An 18,633-nucleotide genomic window follows, 5' to 3' on the forward strand; every position below is an offset into this window, starting at 1 on the left:
CCCATCGGGAATGAAAAAACTGCCAGATGACATCCGACACCCTGCCATCAAGGGTAATCAATTATCCCCTTAAGCGCCAAACCGTCGGGCTTTAAAGCGCGTTTTTACGAAAATTTTGCATAAAAAAAGGCCCTTTCGGGCCTTTTTTGTACGATAACTGAATGTCAGTTACAGCACGTCGACAGCGTTAAGCTCTTTGAAAGCCTGCTCCAGACGCACGACCATAGAGGCCTGGGCAGAACGCAGCCAGACACGTGGGTCGTAGTATTTTTTGTTTGGCTTGTCGTCGCCTTCCGGGTTACCCAGCTGCGACTGCAGATAGCCTTCGTTCTTTTTGTAGTACTGCAGGATGCCGTCCCAGGTTGCCCACTGGGTATCGGTATCGATGTTCATCTTGATCACGCCGTAGCTGATAGACTCTTCGATTTCTGCAGCTGAAGAACCTGAACCGCCGTGGAAAACGAAGTCCAGCGCGTTGTGCGGCAGGCCATGTTTTTCACACACATATTTCTGCGAATCGCGCAGAATGGTCGGGGTCAGTTTCACGTTACCTGGCTTGTAAACGCCGTGTACGTTACCGAATGAAGCCGCAATGGTGAAGCGCGGGCTAATCGCATGAAGTTTTTCATACGCGTAGTTCACATCTTCCGGCTGAGTGTAGAGTGCAGAAGCGTCCATGTGGCTGTTATCCACGCCATCTTCTTCACCACCGGTGCAGCCCAGTTCGATTTCCAGCGTCATGTCGAGTTTCGCCATACGCGCCAGGTATTTGCTGCTGATCTCGATGTTCTCTTCCAGAGACTCTTCTGACAGGTCGATCATGTGAGAAGAGAACAGTGGTTTACCGTTTTTCTGGAAATACTCTTCACCCGCGTCCAGCAGACCGTCGATCCATGGCAGCAGTTTCTTGGCACAGTGGTCGGTGTGCAGGATAACCGGCACGCCATACTGCTCAGCCATCAGGTGAACATGGTGTGCACCCGCGATAGCGCCGAAAATGGCCGCGCCCTGTGGTTTATCAGTCTTGAAGCCTTTACCCGCGATAAATGCAGCACCGCCGTTAGAGAACTGGATGATGATTGGCGCTTTAACTTTCGCAGCGGCTTCCAGTGCGGCATTGATAGAGTCGGTGCCGACGCAGTTTACGGCTGGCAGTGCGAATTTGTTCTCTTTCGCAACTTTGAAGATCTTCTGTACGTCATCACCAGTGACAACGCCGGGTTTTACGAAATCAAAAATTTTAGACATGATTGTGTCCTGTTTCGTGACCGTTGTTCCCGCTCGGGAACATCGATTTAAACGCCCAGACGGGCAAGACTTCAGGCGATGCCGCCAGGCATCGCCCCCAAAGGATTACTGCTTCGCACGCTCTTCCAGCATAGCAACTGCAGGCAGTTTTTTGCCTTCAACGAATTCAAGGAACGCGCCGCCGCCGGTAGAGATGTAGGAAATTTTGTCTTCAATGCCGAACAGGTCGATAGCCGCTAAGGTATCGCCACCGCCAGCAACAGAGAAGGCATCGCTGTCTGCAATGGCGTTCGCCACGATCTCGGTGCCTTTACGGAAGTTAGGGAACTCAAACACGCCCACCGGGCCGTTCCACAGGATGGTTTTAGCATCCTTCAGGATAGCCGCCATCGCCTGTGCGGTTTCGTCACCAAAGTCCATAATCTCTTCGTTATCCGCCACTTCCGAAACCTTTTTCACGGTCGCTGGCGCAGTTTCAGAGAATTCTGTGCCGACGCGTGAGTCAGTCGGAACCGGGATACCGTGCTGATCGCGCAGGCCTTTGGCCGCTTCAACGAAGTCTGGTTCATAGAGTGATTTACCGACATTGTTGTCGATAGCCACGAAGGTGTTAGCAATACCGCCGCCCACAATCACGGTGTCCGCGATTTTGACCAGAGACTGCAGCACGTCAAATTTGGTAGAGACTTTAGAACCGCCAACAACAGCCACCAGCGGACGTTCCGGGTTGCTCATAACTTTACCCAGCGCTTCCAGTTCTGCAGAAAGCAGCGGACCGGCACAGGCGACAGGAGCAAATTTGCCGACGCCGTGGGTAGACGCCTGCGCACGGTGCGCAGTACCAAAGGCGTCCATCACAAATACGTCGCACAGCGCAGCATATTTTTTAGACAGCGCTTCGTCGTCTTTCTTTTCGCCTTTGTTGAAGCGAACGTTTTCCAGCACCACCAGTTCGCCAGCGCCGACTTCAACGCCATCGAGGTAATCTTTTGCCAGGGTCACATTGGTGCCGCTCAGCTTCTCTTTCAGGTAGTTAACTACCGGCAGCAGCGAGAACTCTTCGTTGTACTCACCTTCGGTCGGACGACCCAGGTGGGAGGTAACCATTACTTTCGCGCCCTGTTTCAACGCCGCTTCAATGGTTGGCAGAGAAGCACGGATACGTGCATCAGACGTCACTTTACCTTCTTTAACTGGTACGTTCAGATCGGCACGGATCAGAACGCGTTTGCCAGCCAGATCCAGATCGGTCATCTTAATTACAGACATGGTGAACCCTCTCGTTGATTCTCATAAGTTTTGCCAGACGCAAACCGCGTCTTACCTGAAACCGCTTGCGGCCATCGCTAACGTCGTGTCGAGCATTCGGTTAGCAAAGCCCCATTCGTTGTCACACCAGACCAGGGTCTTGATAAGGTGTTGACCGCTGACCCGCGTTTGTGTTCCATCCACAATGGCACTGTGCGGATCATGGTTAAAATCTACTGAGACTAACGGTAATTCCGTATAGTCAACTATACCACGAAATGCCCCTTCTGCCGCGCTCCGCAACAGGGTGTTAACATCACACGCTGTCACCGCGTTATGCACAGAAACGCTGAGATCAATGGCCGTCACGTTAATCGTCGGGACGCGAACGGCTATCGCCTCAAAGCGATCGTTGAATTTCGGAAAAATACGGGTAATGCCAGCCGCCAGACGCGTATCTACCGGGATGATCGACTGACTGGCTGCACGTGTGCGGCGCAGATCGCTGTGATAGGCGTCGATCACCTGCTGATCGTGCATCGCCGAGTGGATCGTAGTGACAGTGCCGGATTCGATTCCAAACGCATCATCCAGCAGCTTAATCACCGGAATAATGCAGTTCGTCGTACAGGAGGCGTTGGAGACGATGCGGTCACTGGCGGTCAGTGCCTGCTGGTTAACGCCATACACCACCGTGGCGTCGAGATCGTTGCCGCCGGGATGAGAGAACAGCACTTTTTTAGCGCCAGCCTGCAGGTGCGCTTCGCCATCAGCCCGCGAGCCATAGACGCCGGTACAGTCCAGCACCACATCCACGTCGAGTTCACGCCAGGGCAAATCGGCAATGTCTGCACGGTGCAGAATACGCAGGGTATCACCCCCCACCCACATCACATCGCGCTCCTGACGGACGTCGAAAGCAAAACGGCCATGGCTGGTATCGTATTTCAGCAGATGCGCCATACCGGTGGCTTCTGCCAGCTCGTTAATGGCGACCACGGTGATCTCTGCACGCCGGCCCGTTTCATAGAGCGCGCGCAGGACGTTGCGTCCAATCCGGCCAAAACCATTTATCGCTACCCGTACCGTCATTTCTCTCCTGCCACGTCAGACTGAAAAAAACGTGCCGTTAGCCTGAGCGTTTCACTGCATTTTGTACAGGAGATTCTTACCCGGCATTGTCCGAAATCAGGGCGGTGTGCACAGCGACTGAAACGGTTCAGCCACAATAATAGAAGGAAGGAATAACAGGAATGACTGTGATCAATCTGACTGCTTAAATTTGGATCTGCGTCACAAATTCGGGCCATAGTCAGTTATTACTGGAGGAATAATAAATAAAGGGACGAAAATTTCGCCCCTCTTGTTTCACTGCCAGACGGGAACAGACCCGCCTGGCCGGTTTTTACGCCAGCAGCGCCTTCGCTTTAGCGACCACGTTGTCGACGGTGAAGCCAAACAGTTCAAACAGCTGATCCGCAGGTGCAGATTCGCCGAAGCTGGTCATACCCACGATAGCGCCGTTCAGGCCGGTGTATTTGAACCAGTAATCCGCGATGCCCGCTTCGATAGCGACGCGCGCGCTGACGGCTTTAGGCAGTACGGATTCGCGGTACTCATCGCTCTGCTTGTCGAAAGCATCCGTTGACGGCATAGAGACCACGCGCACTTTACGGCCTTCGCTGGTGAGTTTGTCCCATGCACCGACAGCCAGTTCAACTTCTGAACCGGTAGCGATCAGGATCAGCTCAGGGGTGCCGTCGCAATCTTTCAGTACATAACCGCCACGTGCCACGTTGGCCAGCTGTGCAGCGTCACGTTCCTGCTGCGCCAGGTTCTGACGAGAGAAGATCAGTGCTGTCGGGCCATCCTGACGTTCGATGGCATATTTCCACGCCACGGCAGATTCAACCTGGTCACAGGGACGCCACAGGCTCATATTTGGTGTGGTACGCAGGCTCGCCATCTGCTCAACCGGCTGGTGCGTCGGACCATCTTCGCCCAGACCGATAGAATCGTGGGTGTAGACCATGATCTGACGGATCTTCATCAGTGCCGCCATACGCGCTGCATTACGCGCATACTCAACGAACATCAGGAAGGTGGCGGTGTACGGCAGGAAGCCGCCATGCAGCGCCAGGCCATTAGCGATAGCGGTCATACCGAACTCGCGCACGCCGTAATGGATGTAGTTACCCGCTGCATCTTCGTTGATTGGCTTAGAGCCAGACCAGATAGTCAGGTTGCTCGGTGCCAGGTCGGCTGAGCCGCCCAGGTATTCCGGCAGAATTTTACCGAAAGCTTCGATAGCGTTCTGTGAGGCTTTACGGCTGGCGATCTTGGCCGGGTTCGCCTGCAGCTGCTCAACGAACTTCTGCGACTCTTCCTGCCAGTTAGCGGGCAGTTCGTTGCTAACGCGACGTTTGAACTCGGCAGCAAGTTCAGGATGTGCCTGCGCATACGCAGTGAATTTCTCATCCCATGCAGACTCTTTTGCCTGGCCCGCTTCTTTCGCGTCCCACTCTGCATAGATGTCAGAAGGAATAACGAATGGCGCGTGGTTCCAGCCCAGCTGTTTGCGGGTCAGTGCCACTTCATCATCACCCAGCGGTGCGCCGTGTGAATCATGCGTGCCCGCTTTGTTCGGTGAACCAAAGCCGATAACGGTTTTGCACATCAGCAGTGAAGGCTTGTCGCTGACGCTTTTCGCTTCGTCGATCGCTTTAGCAATCGCGTCCGCATCGTGACCATCAACGCCGCGCACCACGTGCCAGCCGTACGCTTCAAAGCGCTTCGCGGTGTCATCGGTGAACCAGCCATCAATGTGACCATCGATAGAGATGCCGTTGTCATCGTAGAACGCAACCAGTTTGCCCAGCTTCAGCGTACCCGCCAGTGAGCAGACTTCGTGCGAAATACCTTCCATCATGCAGCCATCACCCATGAAGACATAGGTGTTGTGGTCTACGATGTCATGACCCGGACGGTTGAACTGTGCGGCCAGCGTGCGTTCCGCAATGGCGAAGCCGACTGCGTTCGCGATGCCCTGCCCCAGCGGACCGGTGGTGGTTTCAACGCCCACGGTGTAGCCATATTCAGGGTGACCTGGAGTTTTTGAGTGCAGCTGGCGGAAGTTTTCCAGCTCGCTCAGTGGCAGATCGTAGCCGGTCAGGTGCAGCAGGCTATAGATCAGCATGGAGCCGTGACCATTAGACAGAACGAAACGGTCGCGGTCGGCCCACAGCGGGTTGGTTGGGTTGTGGTTCAGGTAGCCGCGCCAGAGTACTTCAGCGATGTCCGCCATGCCCATTGGGGCACCCGGATGTCCCGATTTCGCTTTCTGTACTGCATCCATACTTAACGCACGAATGGCGTTGGCAAGCTCTTTACGAGAGGGCATTTTCTACTCCAGGTCGGATTAATGCTTCGCGCCTTAACTTATTGTTATTAATGAGTTAGTGGGCAAAACAAGGAAAAAGTTGCCCATCAATGTACATGAAAATCGGGGCAAAAGTACATGCTGTAAAACGCTAAATGTAACCGCTTCGTATGGCTTTTCCGGCCAACTCTGCTAGCAAAGTGCAGACTGGCACGCTATAACCAAATCGTTTATTCACCTGACTGAGTTTCAGGTGTTTGTTTTTCTTACCTTGTTATGAATGGGATAGAGCATGAAAATCCAGAAAACGGTGTTAGCGCTTGGGCTGGCAACGCTGCTCAGCGGCTGTCAGGGTTTAGACAATAATGGACTGATGCAGTCGGGCGCGCAGGCGTTTCAGGCGTACACCCTGAGCGACGATCAGGTTAAGCAGCTGAGCGATAAATCCTGTGAGCAGATGGACAAAGATAATCAGGTTGCGCCTGCGAACAGTGAGTATCAGCAGCGCCTGAACAAGATCGCCGCCGCGCTGGGCGACAACATCAATGGCGTTCCGGCTAACTATAAGGTTTATCAGACCAAAGATGTCAACGCCTGGGCGATGGCAAACGGCTGTATCCGCGTTTACAGCGGCCTGATGGATATGATGACCGACAATGAAGTGGAAGGCGTCCTGGGTCATGAGATGGGGCACGTGGCGTTAGGTCATACGCGCAAGGCAATGCAACTGGCGTATGCCACCACCGCAGCCCGCACGGCAGCAGCCTCAGTGGGCGGCGTGATCGGTTCACTGTCGCAGTCGCAACTGGGTGAGATGGGGGAAAAACTGGTCAATGCGCAGTTCTCCCAGACACAGGAATCACAGGCGGATGACTACTCCTACGATTTGATGAAGAAGCGCAACATCAACCCGGAAGGCCTGGTCACCAGCTTTGAGAAACTGGCGAAACTGGAACAGGGACGTCAGAGCTCGATGTTTGACTCGCACCCGGCTTCTGAAGCGCGCGCCGAGCACATCCGCGAACGTATTGCTGCTGACGCGAAGTAATACGGACGGCAGGCGCGTGCATTGTGCATGCGCCTGCAGAGCGTGTCAGGTCAGTATCTGTGGCCTAACGTTTGAATATCTGATCCACCATCGAACCTAAATCGAGTTTGTTCTCGTGCAGTGAGGCTTCATCCATATGCCCCTGCGGTGACATCTTATCAATCAGCTGCGGCAGGATAACTGCCAGCGTGCCCGCTGCGCCTTTCACGTCGGTTCCCAGCTTATCCGCCAGTGACTGCAGTTCCGCCTCACCAAACGCCGAGTGGATGTCGCTGTGTTCTACAGGCTGATTCGTCCCGGTGCCGATCCACGAACCAAACACCTCACCCAGCCCGCCCTGCTGGAATTTTTGCAGCAGCACTTCGATGCCGCCCTGCTCCTGTACCCAGTGCCAGACCGCCTGCAACTGCCCAGGCAGATGCCCGTCGCTTTGGTTGCCCTGCAGCGCTCCCGCCAGTTCATCCAGAAAGCCCATAATTGCCTCCACGTTGAGAATTGATATCAGTCAGTTTAGTTGCTGATGCGTGGTTACGCCTGAGGCGCGTGCGCTATCAAAAGCGGGAGAAAAATCCGGAGGGGAAAAAGCGGATGGTGACCGTTACTGACACTGCGCCGCTTCAGGTGGCGGCGCAGTGCCTGCCGGGTTGACCCGGCAGGCTCAGGACGAGATTAGCCTTTGTTCACGGCCTGAACATGCAGCATATCCAGTGCCAGCGTCGCCGCCGCCAGTGCTGTCAGATCGGCGTGATCGTAACCCGGTGCCACTTCCACCAGATCCATGCCGACAATGTTCATGCCCTGCAGGCCACGAATCAGCTTGGTCGCTTTATCGGTGGTCAGGCCGCCAATGACCGGTGTGCCGGTGCCAGGCGCATGGGCCGGATCCAGGCAGTCGATGTCGAAGGTCAGGTAAACCGGCAGATCGCCGACGGTGCGTTTTACTTCGGCGAGGATATCGTCAACGCTGCGGTCATTAACCTGCGCCGCATCCAGCACGTTGAAGCCCAGGCTCCTGTCGAACTCGGTACGGATACCGATCTGCACGGAGTGCTGTGGATCGATCAGACCCTCTTTCGGCGCGTTAAAGAACATGGTGCCGTGGTCAAAGGTCGGGCCGTTGGAGTAGGTATCGGTATGGGCATCAAAATGCACCAGCGCCATCTTACCGAAATGTTTTGCATGGGCGCGCAGCAGAGGCAGCGTAACGTAGTGGTCACCGCCAAAGGTCATCATGCGCTTGCCATTGACCAGCAGTTTTTCCGCATGGGCCTGCAACTTGTCAGAGAGGTCCTGCGAGTCGCCGAAGGCGTAAACCAGATCGCCACAGTCGACGACGTTCAGGCGCTGACGCAGGTCGAAATCCCACGGCCAGCGGCAGCCTTCCCAGGCCAGATTAGTTGAGATCTGACGGATTGCGCCCGGACCCAGGCGGCTGCCCGGACGACCGGAAGTGGCGGCATCAAACGGCACGCCGGTGATAACCCACTCGGCGTCGCTGTCGTAAGGCTGGAAATTCAGCGGAAAACGCATGAAGCCAAAGGCGTTAGAAACCAGGGAGTTGTCGTACTGATTGCCAAGCGTGTTATACATAATTGCTCTCTCTATGTGCGTAAGTCGGGCCAGGCCCGCAAGCCATTAAGGTTGAGATGAAAAAAATCCCCTCCGCGTCGTTAGGCCCGACGAGGAAGGGATTGAGTGGTTCAGATTATCGACATAGTTAACGGCAACTGCAATATGCGATTGCGGGCTGCCGGGGCCGATTACTCATCTTCTAAATAGGTGTATCCGTAGAGGCCGCTCTCAAACTCTTCCAGGAACTGCGCGCGCAGTTCGTCGTCGAGATCGGACGCCTGCACCTGATTGCGGAACAGCGCCATCAGCTCGTTAGGATCAAGCTGCACATAACGCAGCATGTCAGCCACGGTGTCACCTTCATCCGAAAGCTGCACTTCGACTTCGCCATTTTCGCGTGCGTAGACATCCACCGCCTCGGTGTCACCGAACAGGTTGTGCATGTTGCCCAGGATTTCCTGATACGCCCCGACCATAAAGAAGCCCAGCATCGGCGGGTTATCAACGTCATATTGCGGCATCGGCATAGTAGTCGCGATACCGTCGCCATCCACGTAGTGATCGATGGTGCCATCTGAGTCACAGGTGATGTCGAGCAGTACGGCGCGGCGCTCCGGCTTCTTGTTCAGCCCTTCCAGCGGCAGGACCGGGAACAGCTGATCGATACCCCACGCATCCGGCATCGACTGGAACAGCGAGAAGTTAACGTAGATCTTATCCGCCATCCGCTCCTGCAGTTCGTCGATGATCGGACGGTGCGCACGGTTGCTGGGATCCAGATGCTGCTGAATGTAGTGGCAGATGCTCAGATAGAGCTGCTCAGCCCATGAACGCTGTTTGAGATCGTAAGTGCCGGACGCGTAGCCGGTGTGGATATCAGACAGATCCATCTGGCTGTCATGCAGCCATTCACGCAGCGAACGACGGGTGTCCGGCTCGTGCATCTCCTGCCAGGTTTCCCACATGCTGAGGATCGGGCGCGGCGCATCCGCATCCGGCGTTTCGGGTTCGCTGAACTCGTTACGCTCCACACCGATGATGTTGGAGACCAGCACCGTGTGGTGCGCGGTCACGGCACGACCGGATTCGGTGATCACCGTCGGATGGTCCAGACCGTGCTCATCACAGGCCGCACCAATCGCCCAGATCACATTGTTGGCGTACTCATTCAGGCCATAGTTGACCGAGCAGTCCGACTGCGAGCGTGTGCCTTCGTAATCGACGCCGAGACCGCCGCCCACGTCGAAACATTTGATGTTGACGCCCAGCTTCGCCAGTTCGACGTAGAAGCGCGCCGACTCACGCACACCGGTGGCGATATCGCGGATGTTGGACATCTGCGAACCCAGATGGAAGTGCAGCAGCTGCAGGCTGTCGATGCGACCCGCTTCGCGCATGATCTCAACCAGTTTCAGCACCTGGGTCGCGGACAGGCCAAACTTCGACTTTTCGCCGCCGCTCGACTGCCATTTACCGGAGCCCTGAGAAGCCAGACGCGCACGGATACCGAGACGCGGCACCACATTCAGACGTTCTGCTTCTTCCAGCACCAGTCGCACTTCTGTCATCTTCTCCAGCACCAGATAGACCTTGTGGCCCATCTTCTCGCCGATCAGCGCCAGACGAATATATTCGCGGTCTTTATAGCCGTTACAGACGATCACTGAACGGGTCTGTCCGGCGTGCGCCAGCACCGCCATCAGCTCTGCTTTGGAACCTGCTTCCAGTCCCAGCGGTTCCCCAGAGTGGATCAGCGATTCGATGACGCGTTTGTGCTGGTTAACTTTGATCGGGTAAACCAGGAAGTAGTCGCCTTTGTAACCGTAAGATTCACGCGCACGCTTAAAGGCGGCGTTAATCGAACGCAGACGATGCTGCAGGATCTGCGGGAAGCAGAACAAGGCGGGCAGACGCTGGCCCTGTGCTTCGCGCTCTTTCACCAGGCGGGCTAAATCGACGCGCACATCCGGACGGTCCGGATCGGGGCAGACACTGATGTGGCCCAGTTCGTTAACGTCGTAATAGTTGTTGCCCCACCAGGCGATGTTGTACGTACGCAACATTTTGCTCGCATCCTGATCGTTCATTGCAACCTCCTGCATGGAGCGGAGTGTACCCTGTTCGCCAGCTGACGAACCTTTGATATTCTTCATGTCGTCAGACATCGCGAACCTCAATTTTCCGTTGAAAGATAGAACTGTTAACCGGCTTTATGGCCGCTAATCTGAAAACCTGTTGCCACATTAAATGCACTGTCCTGTTCACCTGACATTGCCGTCAGCGCGATTTACGCATGAGAGTTAAGTGTAAAACACCCTGGCCATCTCCGTTGAAACAGAGAACATTTAACCGATCACTATTGACCATGGATAACCTGCGTCGTTCCGCTGCGCAGACGCAGAGAAGAGACAAACTTGCCAGAACAGAGATAGAGATTAGCCGGCGCCTGTGTCGGTAAAATTACCGCATCGGACGTCGTGTCGGCAGAAAAGAGAAACAGATGGGAAGCAGGAGAGAGCCAGCGCCACGCCGCAGCGCAGAGAACCGGAAAAAGAAAAAGCGTGGTTCATTACTTGTATCACCTCCGCATATGCCAGGGGCACATGGAAAACAACCTGGGTGAAAGCCAGATCAGAGTCCGACAGGCGCGACGCAGAGAGTGGCGTCATTCTTGCTGCACTCGAAGCAGCGGCGTTTTATACCGTTTATTGCCCGAAAATGCAAAAAGATTATCCGGGAATTGCGTGAAGTGTCAGCAAATTATGTCGATAACGATAACAGGTTAAATGCTGAAACAGAAAAAGGGCTGGTAATTGGTTTCCCCTCTATCTTAAAATAGCCGTCCAGATGGTTTTCCATCTAAACAGGTTACTATCCAGGCGGTGTTGGCCCGCTGTGCTGACATAACCTCACTGCTCGCGGCTTTGCCTGAAGGGGCGTCAGGTCAGACAACCTCACTGGCGCTATGCAGTCGTACTCAAACCATATTTAAGGTAAAGAACAGAATGGCTAAACACCTTTTTACATCCGAGTCCGTATCAGAAGGACATCCCGATAAAATCGCCGACCAGATCTCCGATGCTGTGCTGGATGCGATCCTTGAACAGGATCCGAAAGCGCGTGTGGCCTGCGAAACTTACGTTAAAACCGGTATGGTGCTGGTTGGCGGTGAAATCACCACCAGCGCCTGGGTCGATATCGAAGAGATTACCCGCAAGACCGTACGTGAAATCGGCTATGTTCATTCCGATATGGGCTTTGATGCCAACTCCTGTGCGGTATTAAGCGCGATTGGTAAACAGTCTCAGGATATTAATCAGGGCGTTGACCGTACCGATCCGCTGGAACAGGGCGCGGGCGATCAGGGCCTGATGTTCGGCTACGCCACCAACGAAACAGACGTGCTGATGCCTGCGCCGGTGACCTATGCGCACCGTCTGGTGCAGCGTCAGGCTGAAGTGCGTAAAAACGGCACCCTGCCTTGGCTGCGTCCGGATGCCAAGAGCCAGGTCACTTTCCAGTATGACGATGGCAAAATCGTCGGCATCGATGCCGTCGTGCTCTCTACCCAGCACGCGGAATCCATCAGCCAGAAAGATCTGCAGGAAGCGGTGATGGAAGAGATCATCAAGCCGGTTCTGCCAGCAGAATGGCTGAGCGCCTCAACCAAATATCACATCAACCCAACCGGTCGCTTTGTGATTGGCGGCCCGATGGGCGATTGCGGTCTGACCGGTCGTAAAATCATCGTTGACACCTACGGCGGCATGGCGCGTCACGGTGGCGGTGCGTTCTCGGGTAAAGATCCGTCAAAAGTTGACCGCTCTGCAGCCTATGCAGCGCGTTACGTGGCGAAAAACATCGTTGCAGCCGGTCTGGCTGACCGTTGTGAAATCCAGGTTTCCTACGCTATCGGCGTGGCGGAACCGACCTCCATCATGGTAGAAACCTTCGGCACCGAGAAAATCTCTACCGAACAGCTGACGCTGCTGGTACGCGAGTTCTTCGACCTGCGTCCATACGGTCTGATTCAGATGCTGGATCTGCTGCATCCAATCTATAAAGAGACCGCTGCTTACGGTCACTTTGGTCGCGAACATTTCCCGTGGGAAAAAACCGACAAAGCTGCCCTGCTGCGTGAAGCCGCTGGCCTGTAAGGTCAGCGACTGCTGATGAAAACCCTGCCCCTGCGGCGGGGTTTTTTATCGCCTTTTCAGCCCCATTGCTGACCAGAGAATGCTTTCTCACGCATGCAGGCTGCATGCTATATCCGCGCAGTTACTGGCGACCGTCAGTTATCAGAAAAACCAATCTGCCCGGCATCTCTTTCACTCTGCAGCAAATTTTCCATTCTCAGCTACACTTCCTTTCGCTTTTTATGACGACAAAATGTTAACGATTACAAATTGAAATGCTTTGTTTTTCCGACATTTAGGAATTAACGCACGTAGTTATTATGCTGAAAATGCGTTATTTTCAGCGTCGTCTGATAGCCACTAAATAGAGCATTGTCAGAAACTTAATGAGTGCTATACCTCACTGGTTAATTAATCTTTCCGGGAAAAATATGCTGAATTTCAGGGTTTCAGCGTGTGTAAGCGATTACACTGATGTGATCAGGCTCACTTTTTTCCCGCAAAAGGTTTTTTAACATTGATAAAAACAATGATGGATAAACCTGGAGGCTTCCATGCCTGGCAATACACACAAAAGCAGAACTTCAAATAAGGCAATGACCTTATTTGTCTGCTTTCTGGCGGCCCTTGCGGGACTGCTGTTCGGTCTGGATATCGGCGTTATCGCCGGTGCCCTGCCGTTTATCGCAAAGGACTTTAACGTCACCCCTCATCAGCAGGAGTGGATCGTCAGTTCCATGATGTTTGGTGCGGCGGTCGGTGCTATCGGCAGCGGCTGGATGTCATCCCGCCTGGGCCGTAAAAAAAGCCTGATGGCCGGTGCGATTCTGTTCGTTATCGGTTCACTCTGGTCAGCGATGTCGCCAAACCCGGAAATGCTGATCAGCGCCCGCGTTCTGCTGGGCCTGGCCGTCGGTATTGCCTCTTATACCGCCCCGCTTTATCTTTCTGAGATCGCTCCGGAAAAAATTCGCGGCAGTATGATTTCGCTTTACCAGCTGATGATCACCATCGGTATTCTGGGTGCTTACCTTACCGATACCGCCTTCAGCTTTACCGGCAACTGGCGCTGGATGCTGGGCATCATCACCATTCCGGCCCTGCTGTTGCTGATCGGTGTTTTCTTCCTGCCAAACAGCCCACGCTGGCTGGCGGCGCGAGGCAACTTCCGCGATGCGCAACGCGTACTGGATCGTCTGCGTGACACCAGTGAGCAGGCAAAACGTGAGCTGGAAGAGATTCGTGAAAGCCTGAAGGTCAAGCAGTCTGGCTGGGGTCTGTTCACCAGCAGCAGTCACTTCCGTCGTGCGGTCTATCTGGGCATCCTGTTGCAGGTCATGCAGCAGTTTACCGGTATGAACGTCATCATGTACTACGCACCAAAAATCTTTGAAATCGCGGGCTTCACCAACACCACCCAGCAGATGTGGGGTACGGTGATTGTGGGTCTGGTCAACGTACTGGCGACCTTCATCGCTATTGGTCTGGTGGATCGCTGGGGCCGTAAACCTACCCTGATTCTGGGCTTTATGGTGATGGCAGCCGGTATGGGCGTGCTGGGTACGATGCTGCACTTCGGTATTCACTCCGCGGGCGCACAGTACTTCGCGGTCGGTATGCTGCTGATGTTTATCGTTGGTTTTGCGATGTCAGCCGGTCCGTTGATCTGGGTGCTCTGTTCCGAAATTCAGCCGCTGAAAGGCCGCGATTTTGGTATCACGGTTTCCACGACCACTAACTGGATTGCCAACATGATCGTGGGTGCGACCTTCCTGACGATGCTGAATACACTGGGCAACGCAAATACCTTCTGGGTCTACGCACTGCTTAACCTGTTCTTCATTCTGCTGACCGTGATGCTGATTCCTGAGACCAAAAACGTCTCGCTGGAACACATCGAACGTAACCTGATGGCAGGTAAGAAACTGCGCGACATCGGTTCACGTGACTAATATTACCCGATAAAAAATGCGGTAAAAAAAACGGCGGGGTTTCTCTGGAAACCCCGCCGTTTTTATTTGTTCAATGCATGATTAAAGCGAGTTAGCCCGCCCTGCCGGCAATGGCTGCCGTATGCAGCAGAGTGCCAGCGCCATAATGAAAATAGTGGCTGTCTGATTATACGGCAGTACCGAATCGGTCAGTCCGCAGATAAACAGTGCCAGCATCGGCAGCGTCACGCCACGCAGATCGCACTTCTTAAGCCAGCCGCCAGGCACCGCCAGATAGAGCAGCGCCAGCGACAGCGTGCCCAGCCAGCCCTGCAGCGTCGTCACTTCCAGAAACTCATTGTGCATGTTGTACTTAACGTTGGTGTAGCCTTCACCATTAAGCGGATAGTGCGCCATGATGAACTCCCGCGCCTCCGTGGTGCGTGCATCCGGCGTAGCAAAACCGCCATGATGCTCAATAAAGTTGACCGCCCCGCCCCAGATAGCCACGCGTGCGCCCAGCGAGGTCGAGCTGTTTGACCCATAATTCTCAATATCCTGCATCCCTTCTACCCAGCGGTTACTGGTCATCAGGATCAGCACCGCCAGCACGCCCACCAGTAATGCGCTGATTCGCCAGTTGGTCAGCAGCGACAGCCGGTAGGTCTGCAACAGGAACAGCAGCCCCACGGCAATCAGTGCAATCAGCGTTACGCGGGTGCCGCACAGGTAGAGCAAGGCAAAGGTCACAGCCAGCACAGTGATATCGGCAATCTTCCAGTATGCGTGCGTCTCGTAACGGCTCAGCCACAGCCAGGTGCAGTAGATAAACAGAATCATGTAGGAGGACATCGAGGCCGCTTCGGTGGTGAGCTTGATGCGGATATTCTCGGTATAGAGATGCTCATGAATACCAAAGCCCAGCGTAATCAGCAGACCGACCAGAATTAACACTTTTCCAATGCGCAGCGTGGTTGCAGAAACCCGGTTGCCATAAATCGCCAGACTGAGCAGCACAAAGGCTCCCAGCAACAGCCGCTTCGCCCCCAGCAGATAGTTGGCGATATTGGTGATGGCATCGTTTGAGGGTGCGGTTTCAAGCCCCTTTGTGTGTATCGCCCAGAACAGACGGATCAGAGCGAAGAGAATCAGCACAGCAAACAGGACGACATAAAAACCGTTCTCTTTAAACGCCACTCGCCTGCGCACCAGGCCATACAACACAGATGCGACGGAGAGATAAGAGACCAGATAAAATATTTTTTGCGGCAGGCCGGAAACAAACATATTCAGTGACAGCGCCAGACAGAGCGCAATAACTGAAGCATTAACCATTAACGTTAATCCATTACGACTGCTTTTATTCGTCATGCTTAACCTCAGTCAGACGGTTAAACGCACTCATCAGGTGCTTCATATAATTTTCCTCATAAAAACCGGTGATGCTCGCTTTAATAACCTGATGATCGGGAAAGTGGAAATCCCGGCTCATGGCGTTGAGAATAGCGGCCAGCGCCATGCTGTCATTAGTAGGGTAGAGCTGACCATTGAGACCGTTCTGAATAATCTCTGACGGGCCACTGATGCAGTCGGACGAGACGCAGTAGACACCCCGTGACATCGCCTCCAGCAGGATCAGCGGAAAGCCTTCAAAGTTCGAGGTCATGATCAGACAGGTGACCTGTCTGATATGGCGGATGACGTACTCCCAGGCGTTCTCCTGCCAGCCATGCCAGGTAATACGATCCTGAATGCCGAGTTGCGTCACGTAGTGCTGACACTGCGTCAGGTCTTCTCCGTCACCTACAATCTCCAGCGTCCACGGCGCATCCAGATGCTTCAACGCATCAAACAGATCTTTAAGCTGTTTCTGCCGCTGAAAATGGACGCGACCGATATAGAGAAACTTCAGCCCCTGCGGCCTGCCGATAACCACATCATTACGCCGGATGGGGTTATAGATGACGTCAACGTCAGTAGCGGGTGCGCCCAGCTCCACCAGCTGCTCTTTGATCTGCTTACTGATGGCAAAATGGTGATCGGCCCGCAGCAGATAGTGGGGACGGTAGCGCTCCCGCGGTGGCAGGTGCATCCAGCTCGACAACACGATTTTGCGTCCTGAGAGCGTAATGGCCCGGCGCGTCATCAGACAGGGAATGGTGTTGAGGGTCAGAACATGGTCGGGCTGATAGCGACGAAAGAAGGCGGCCATTCTCAGCGTGTGAATAAGATTTTTTATTTTCTTATTACGCAGCGTGCAGACGCTCTCTGATAAAACGGCGTTGGCGGTCCAGGCACGGGAGAGGCTCTCCTCTCCGCTGTTGATAATAAACAGCCCTGCTTCCGTTCCGGGTTCCTTATTCAGGGCGGTAATCAGCTGGCAGGTCACATTCTCCATACCGCCGCGGCCAGCCATGAGATCGGTAACCAGCACAATACGCTGTTTCCTGATGTTATTATTTTTCATTGCGTTGTCCGTACACTGTGCCTTCCGCTTCTGATCCATTCACTCTGCAGTGAACATTATCAACAGGATATTCTAAAAAAGACCGTAACAATATTTAATCCAGAATTTTAACTAATCGCAGGGCTACGCCGGACCACACGAACACTGTGGATCGTATGGTTCGAAACTGGCGGATGAGTATAGTCGCTGCGCTGTCGTTTTCGCGGGTAACGTTGAGTTCCTGGGCGACGGCGATTATTCTGAGCGCCATGAAAACACCTCGTCTCCCCATTGCCCTGCAGCAGGCCGTGATGCGCTCACTGCGCCAGTCGCTTGAGCGTGCAAATCAGGCCCTGAAAACCCATTATCCGGAACCGAAGCTGCTCTACCAGCAACGCGGTACGGCAGCGGGCACCGCCTGGCTGACATCCTGGGAGATCCGCATCAATCCGGTGCTGCTGCTGGAAAACCAGCAGGCATTTATCGATGAAGTGGTGCCGCACGAGCTGGCGCATCTGCTGGTGTGGAAACAGTTTGGCCGCGTCGCACCGCACGGCAAAGAGTGGAAGTGGATGATGGAGCAGGTGCTGGGGGTGCCGGCACGCCGCACCCATCAGTTTGAGATCGCCTCCGTGCGCAGTAACACCTTTGCTTACCGCTGCCAGTGCCAGCAGCATCAGCTGACGGTTCGCCGCCACAATCGTATTCTGCGCAAAGAAAGTGAATATCGCTGCGTGCACTGCGGCAGCCTGCTGGTCGCAGGCGAGTTTGTCGCTTCCTGAGAACAATCCCCATTCCGCCCTATTCCACATTCTGTTAACCTGCCGCCCTTTTTCGTACCAGGAAGAAATCCGGAATATGTCTCGCATACTAAGTCTGGCGGTTGCGCTGCTGTTTGCACCTGCCGCTGACGCTCTTAATCTGAATAACTATCATCAAAATAACTTCCAGCAGGCCAAAACCTTTGCGGCGGCGATTAACGCCGATGCACCGGGTTCGTTCTACTGTGGCTGTAAGATTCAGTGGCAGGGCAAAAAGGGCATTCCCGATCTCAACAGCTGTGGCTATCAGGTGCGCAAGAACGCCAATCGCGCCGGGCGCATTGAGTGGGAACATGTGATGCCGGCCTGGGAGTTTGGTCATCAGCGCCAGTGCTGGCAGGACGGTGGCCGCAAAAACTGCAGCAAGGATCCCGAGTATCGCCGCATCGAAACTGATTTGCATAACCTTCAGCCCGCAGTGGGTGAAGTGAATGGCGACCGTGGTAACTTCGCCTACAGTCAATGGAACGGCAGCGAGAAGCAGTACGGTCAGTGTGAGATGAAGATCGATTTCAAACTTAAACAGGCGGAGCCACCCGCGCGGGCGCGCGGTGCCATTGCCCGCACCTATTTCTATATGCGCGACCAGTACCATCTGCGCATTTCGCGCCAGCAGACGCAGCTGTTTACCGCCTGGGACAAGCTCTATCCTGTCACAAAATGGGAGTGCGAACGCGACCAGCGCATTGCAAAGGTTCAGGGCAATCACAATCCTTATGTGCAGCAGGCTTGCCAGCGCTAAAATCCCTGCCCTACACTAGCTTTTTTTCCCCATGACGCCGCCGCAGCGCGGCGTCCGGTTTC

Annotated in this window: 14 protein-coding genes; 5 read left to right on the forward strand and 9 right to left on the reverse strand. The window is 54.4% G+C overall.

Going from position 1 to position 18,633, the window contains the following annotated elements:
* Nucleotides 1–168: 168 nt before the first annotated feature.
* From fbaA to tkt, 4 genes are all read right to left on the reverse strand, one after another.
* The gene (gene fbaA, locus BY447_RS07205; RefSeq protein WP_013358958.1) at nt 169–1,248 is read right to left on the reverse strand and encodes a class II fructose-bisphosphate aldolase; all 1,080 of its coding nucleotides are present in this window, start codon (nt 1,246–1,248) and stop codon (nt 169–171) included.
* A 105-nt stretch (nt 1,249–1,353) separates the two neighbouring features.
* Nucleotides 1,354–2,517 carry a phosphoglycerate kinase gene (pgk, locus tag BY447_RS07210; RefSeq protein ID WP_110330851.1) on the reverse strand — a complete coding sequence of 388 codons (1,164 nt, stop codon included), beginning with the start codon at nt 2,515–2,517 and terminating at the stop codon, nt 1,354–1,356.
* A gap of 51 nt (nt 2,518–2,568) precedes the next feature.
* Nucleotides 2,569–3,588, reverse strand: a complete 1,020-nt coding sequence (gene epd / locus BY447_RS07215; RefSeq protein ID WP_033733686.1) for an erythrose-4-phosphate dehydrogenase — start codon at nt 3,586–3,588, stop codon at nt 2,569–2,571.
* Nucleotides 3,589–3,901: 313 nt separating this feature from the next.
* Nucleotides 3,902–5,896 carry a transketolase gene (gene tkt, locus BY447_RS07220; RefSeq protein WP_013358962.1) on the reverse strand — a complete coding sequence of 665 codons (1,995 nt, stop codon included), beginning with the start codon at nt 5,894–5,896 and terminating at the stop codon, nt 3,902–3,904.
* Nucleotides 5,897–6,167: 271 nt separating this feature from the next.
* Here tkt and BY447_RS07225 point away from each other — a divergent pair, with 271 nt between their 5' ends.
* Nucleotides 6,168–6,923, forward strand: coding sequence for a M48 family metallopeptidase (locus tag BY447_RS07225; RefSeq protein WP_013358963.1), 756 nt, complete (start codon nt 6,168–6,170; stop codon nt 6,921–6,923).
* 64 nt (nt 6,924–6,987) lie between these two features.
* Here the strand turns inward: BY447_RS07225 and BY447_RS07230 are convergent, their stop codons facing one another.
* The 3 genes from BY447_RS07230 to speA all read right to left on the reverse strand — a co-directional run bounded on the left by BY447_RS07230 (nt 6,988) and on the right by speA (nt 10,660).
* Nucleotides 6,988–7,398, reverse strand: a complete 411-nt coding sequence (locus BY447_RS07230) for a YidB family protein (protein ID WP_033733689.1) — start codon at nt 7,396–7,398, stop codon at nt 6,988–6,990.
* A gap of 194 nt (nt 7,399–7,592) precedes the next feature.
* Nucleotides 7,593–8,513: an agmatinase gene (gene speB, locus BY447_RS07235; RefSeq protein WP_110330852.1), complete on the reverse strand. Its 921-nt coding sequence runs from the start codon at nt 8,511–8,513 to the stop codon at nt 7,593–7,595.
* Nucleotides 8,514–8,683: 170 nt separating this feature from the next.
* Nucleotides 8,684–10,660 carry a biosynthetic arginine decarboxylase gene (speA, locus tag BY447_RS07240; protein WP_071242808.1) on the reverse strand — a complete coding sequence of 659 codons (1,977 nt, stop codon included), beginning with the start codon at nt 10,658–10,660 and terminating at the stop codon, nt 8,684–8,686.
* A gap of 840 nt (nt 10,661–11,500) precedes the next feature.
* Between speA and metK the strand changes: the two genes are divergently transcribed.
* Complete coding sequence (gene metK / locus BY447_RS07245; RefSeq protein WP_010248851.1) at nt 11,501–12,652, forward strand: methionine adenosyltransferase; 1,152 nt, start codon at nt 11,501–11,503, stop codon at nt 12,650–12,652.
* Between the two features lie 533 nt (nt 12,653–13,185).
* Complete coding sequence (locus BY447_RS07250) at nt 13,186–14,583, forward strand: sugar porter family MFS transporter (RefSeq protein WP_013358968.1); 1,398 nt, start codon at nt 13,186–13,188, stop codon at nt 14,581–14,583.
* An 81-nt stretch (nt 14,584–14,664) separates the two neighbouring features.
* Here the strand turns inward: BY447_RS07250 and BY447_RS07255 are convergent, their stop codons facing one another.
* Nucleotides 14,665–15,933: an O-antigen ligase family protein gene (locus BY447_RS07255; RefSeq protein WP_323859484.1), complete on the reverse strand. Its 1,269-nt coding sequence runs from the start codon at nt 15,931–15,933 to the stop codon at nt 14,665–14,667.
* The gene (locus BY447_RS07260; protein WP_095706712.1) at nt 15,923–17,068 is read right to left on the reverse strand and encodes a glycosyltransferase; all 1,146 of its coding nucleotides are present in this window, start codon (nt 17,066–17,068) and stop codon (nt 15,923–15,925) included. Before BY447_RS07260 ends, BY447_RS07255 begins: the two co-directional genes overlap by 11 nt.
* A gap of 209 nt (nt 17,069–17,277) precedes the next feature.
* Between BY447_RS07260 and BY447_RS07265 the strand changes: the two genes are divergently transcribed.
* Together BY447_RS07265 and endA are read left to right on the forward strand one after the other, a co-directional pair.
* On the forward strand, nt 17,278–17,790 hold the full coding sequence (locus BY447_RS07265) for a SprT family zinc-dependent metalloprotease (protein WP_051926533.1): 513 nt from the start codon (nt 17,278–17,280) through the stop codon (nt 17,788–17,790).
* 76 nt (nt 17,791–17,866) lie between these two features.
* Nucleotides 17,867–18,571, forward strand: coding sequence for a deoxyribonuclease I (gene endA, locus BY447_RS07270; protein ID WP_107320079.1), 705 nt, complete (start codon nt 17,867–17,869; stop codon nt 18,569–18,571).
* Nucleotides 18,572–18,633 lie beyond the last annotated feature (62 nt).

The organism is Pantoea sp. JKS000250, from assembly GCF_003201065.1.
Taxonomy (GTDB): domain Bacteria; phylum Pseudomonadota; class Gammaproteobacteria; order Enterobacterales; family Enterobacteriaceae; genus Pantoea; species Pantoea vagans.

What these genes read in the sequence shown, in the direction of transcription:
- fbaA (WP_013358958.1), bottom strand. Translation starts at nt 1,248, where the DNA reads ATGTCTAAAATTTTTGATTTCGTAAAACCCGGCGTTGTCACTGGTGAT.
- pgk (WP_110330851.1), bottom strand. Translation starts at nt 2,517, where the DNA reads ATGTCTGTAATTAAGATGACCGATCTGGATCTGGCTGGCAAACGCGTT.
- epd (WP_033733686.1), bottom strand. Translation starts at nt 3,588, where the DNA reads ATGACGGTACGGGTAGCGATAAATGGTTTTGGCCGGATTGGACGCAAC.
- tkt (WP_013358962.1), bottom strand. Translation starts at nt 5,896, where the DNA reads ATGCCCTCTCGTAAAGAGCTTGCCAACGCCATTCGTGCGTTAAGTATG.
- BY447_RS07225 (WP_013358963.1), top strand. Translation starts at nt 6,168, where the DNA reads ATGAAAATCCAGAAAACGGTGTTAGCGCTTGGGCTGGCAACGCTGCTC.
- BY447_RS07230 (WP_033733689.1), bottom strand. Translation starts at nt 7,398, where the DNA reads ATGGGCTTTCTGGATGAACTGGCGGGAGCGCTGCAGGGCAACCAAAGC.
- speB (WP_110330852.1), bottom strand. Translation starts at nt 8,513, where the DNA reads ATGTATAACACGCTTGGCAATCAGTACGACAACTCCCTGGTTTCTAAC.
- speA (WP_071242808.1), bottom strand. Translation starts at nt 10,660, where the DNA reads ATGTCTGACGACATGAAGAATATCAAAGGTTCGTCAGCTGGCGAACAG.
- metK (WP_010248851.1), top strand. Translation starts at nt 11,501, where the DNA reads ATGGCTAAACACCTTTTTACATCCGAGTCCGTATCAGAAGGACATCCC.
- BY447_RS07250 (WP_013358968.1), top strand. Translation starts at nt 13,186, where the DNA reads ATGCCTGGCAATACACACAAAAGCAGAACTTCAAATAAGGCAATGACC.
- BY447_RS07255 (WP_323859484.1), bottom strand. Translation starts at nt 15,933, where the DNA reads ATGACGAATAAAAGCAGTCGTAATGGATTAACGTTAATGGTTAATGCT.
- BY447_RS07260 (WP_095706712.1), bottom strand. Translation starts at nt 17,068, where the DNA reads ATGGATCAGAAGCGGAAGGCACAGTGTACGGACAACGCAATGAAAAAT.
- BY447_RS07265 (WP_051926533.1), top strand. Translation starts at nt 17,278, where the DNA reads ATGAAAACACCTCGTCTCCCCATTGCCCTGCAGCAGGCCGTGATGCGC.
- endA (WP_107320079.1), top strand. Translation starts at nt 17,867, where the DNA reads ATGTCTCGCATACTAAGTCTGGCGGTTGCGCTGCTGTTTGCACCTGCC.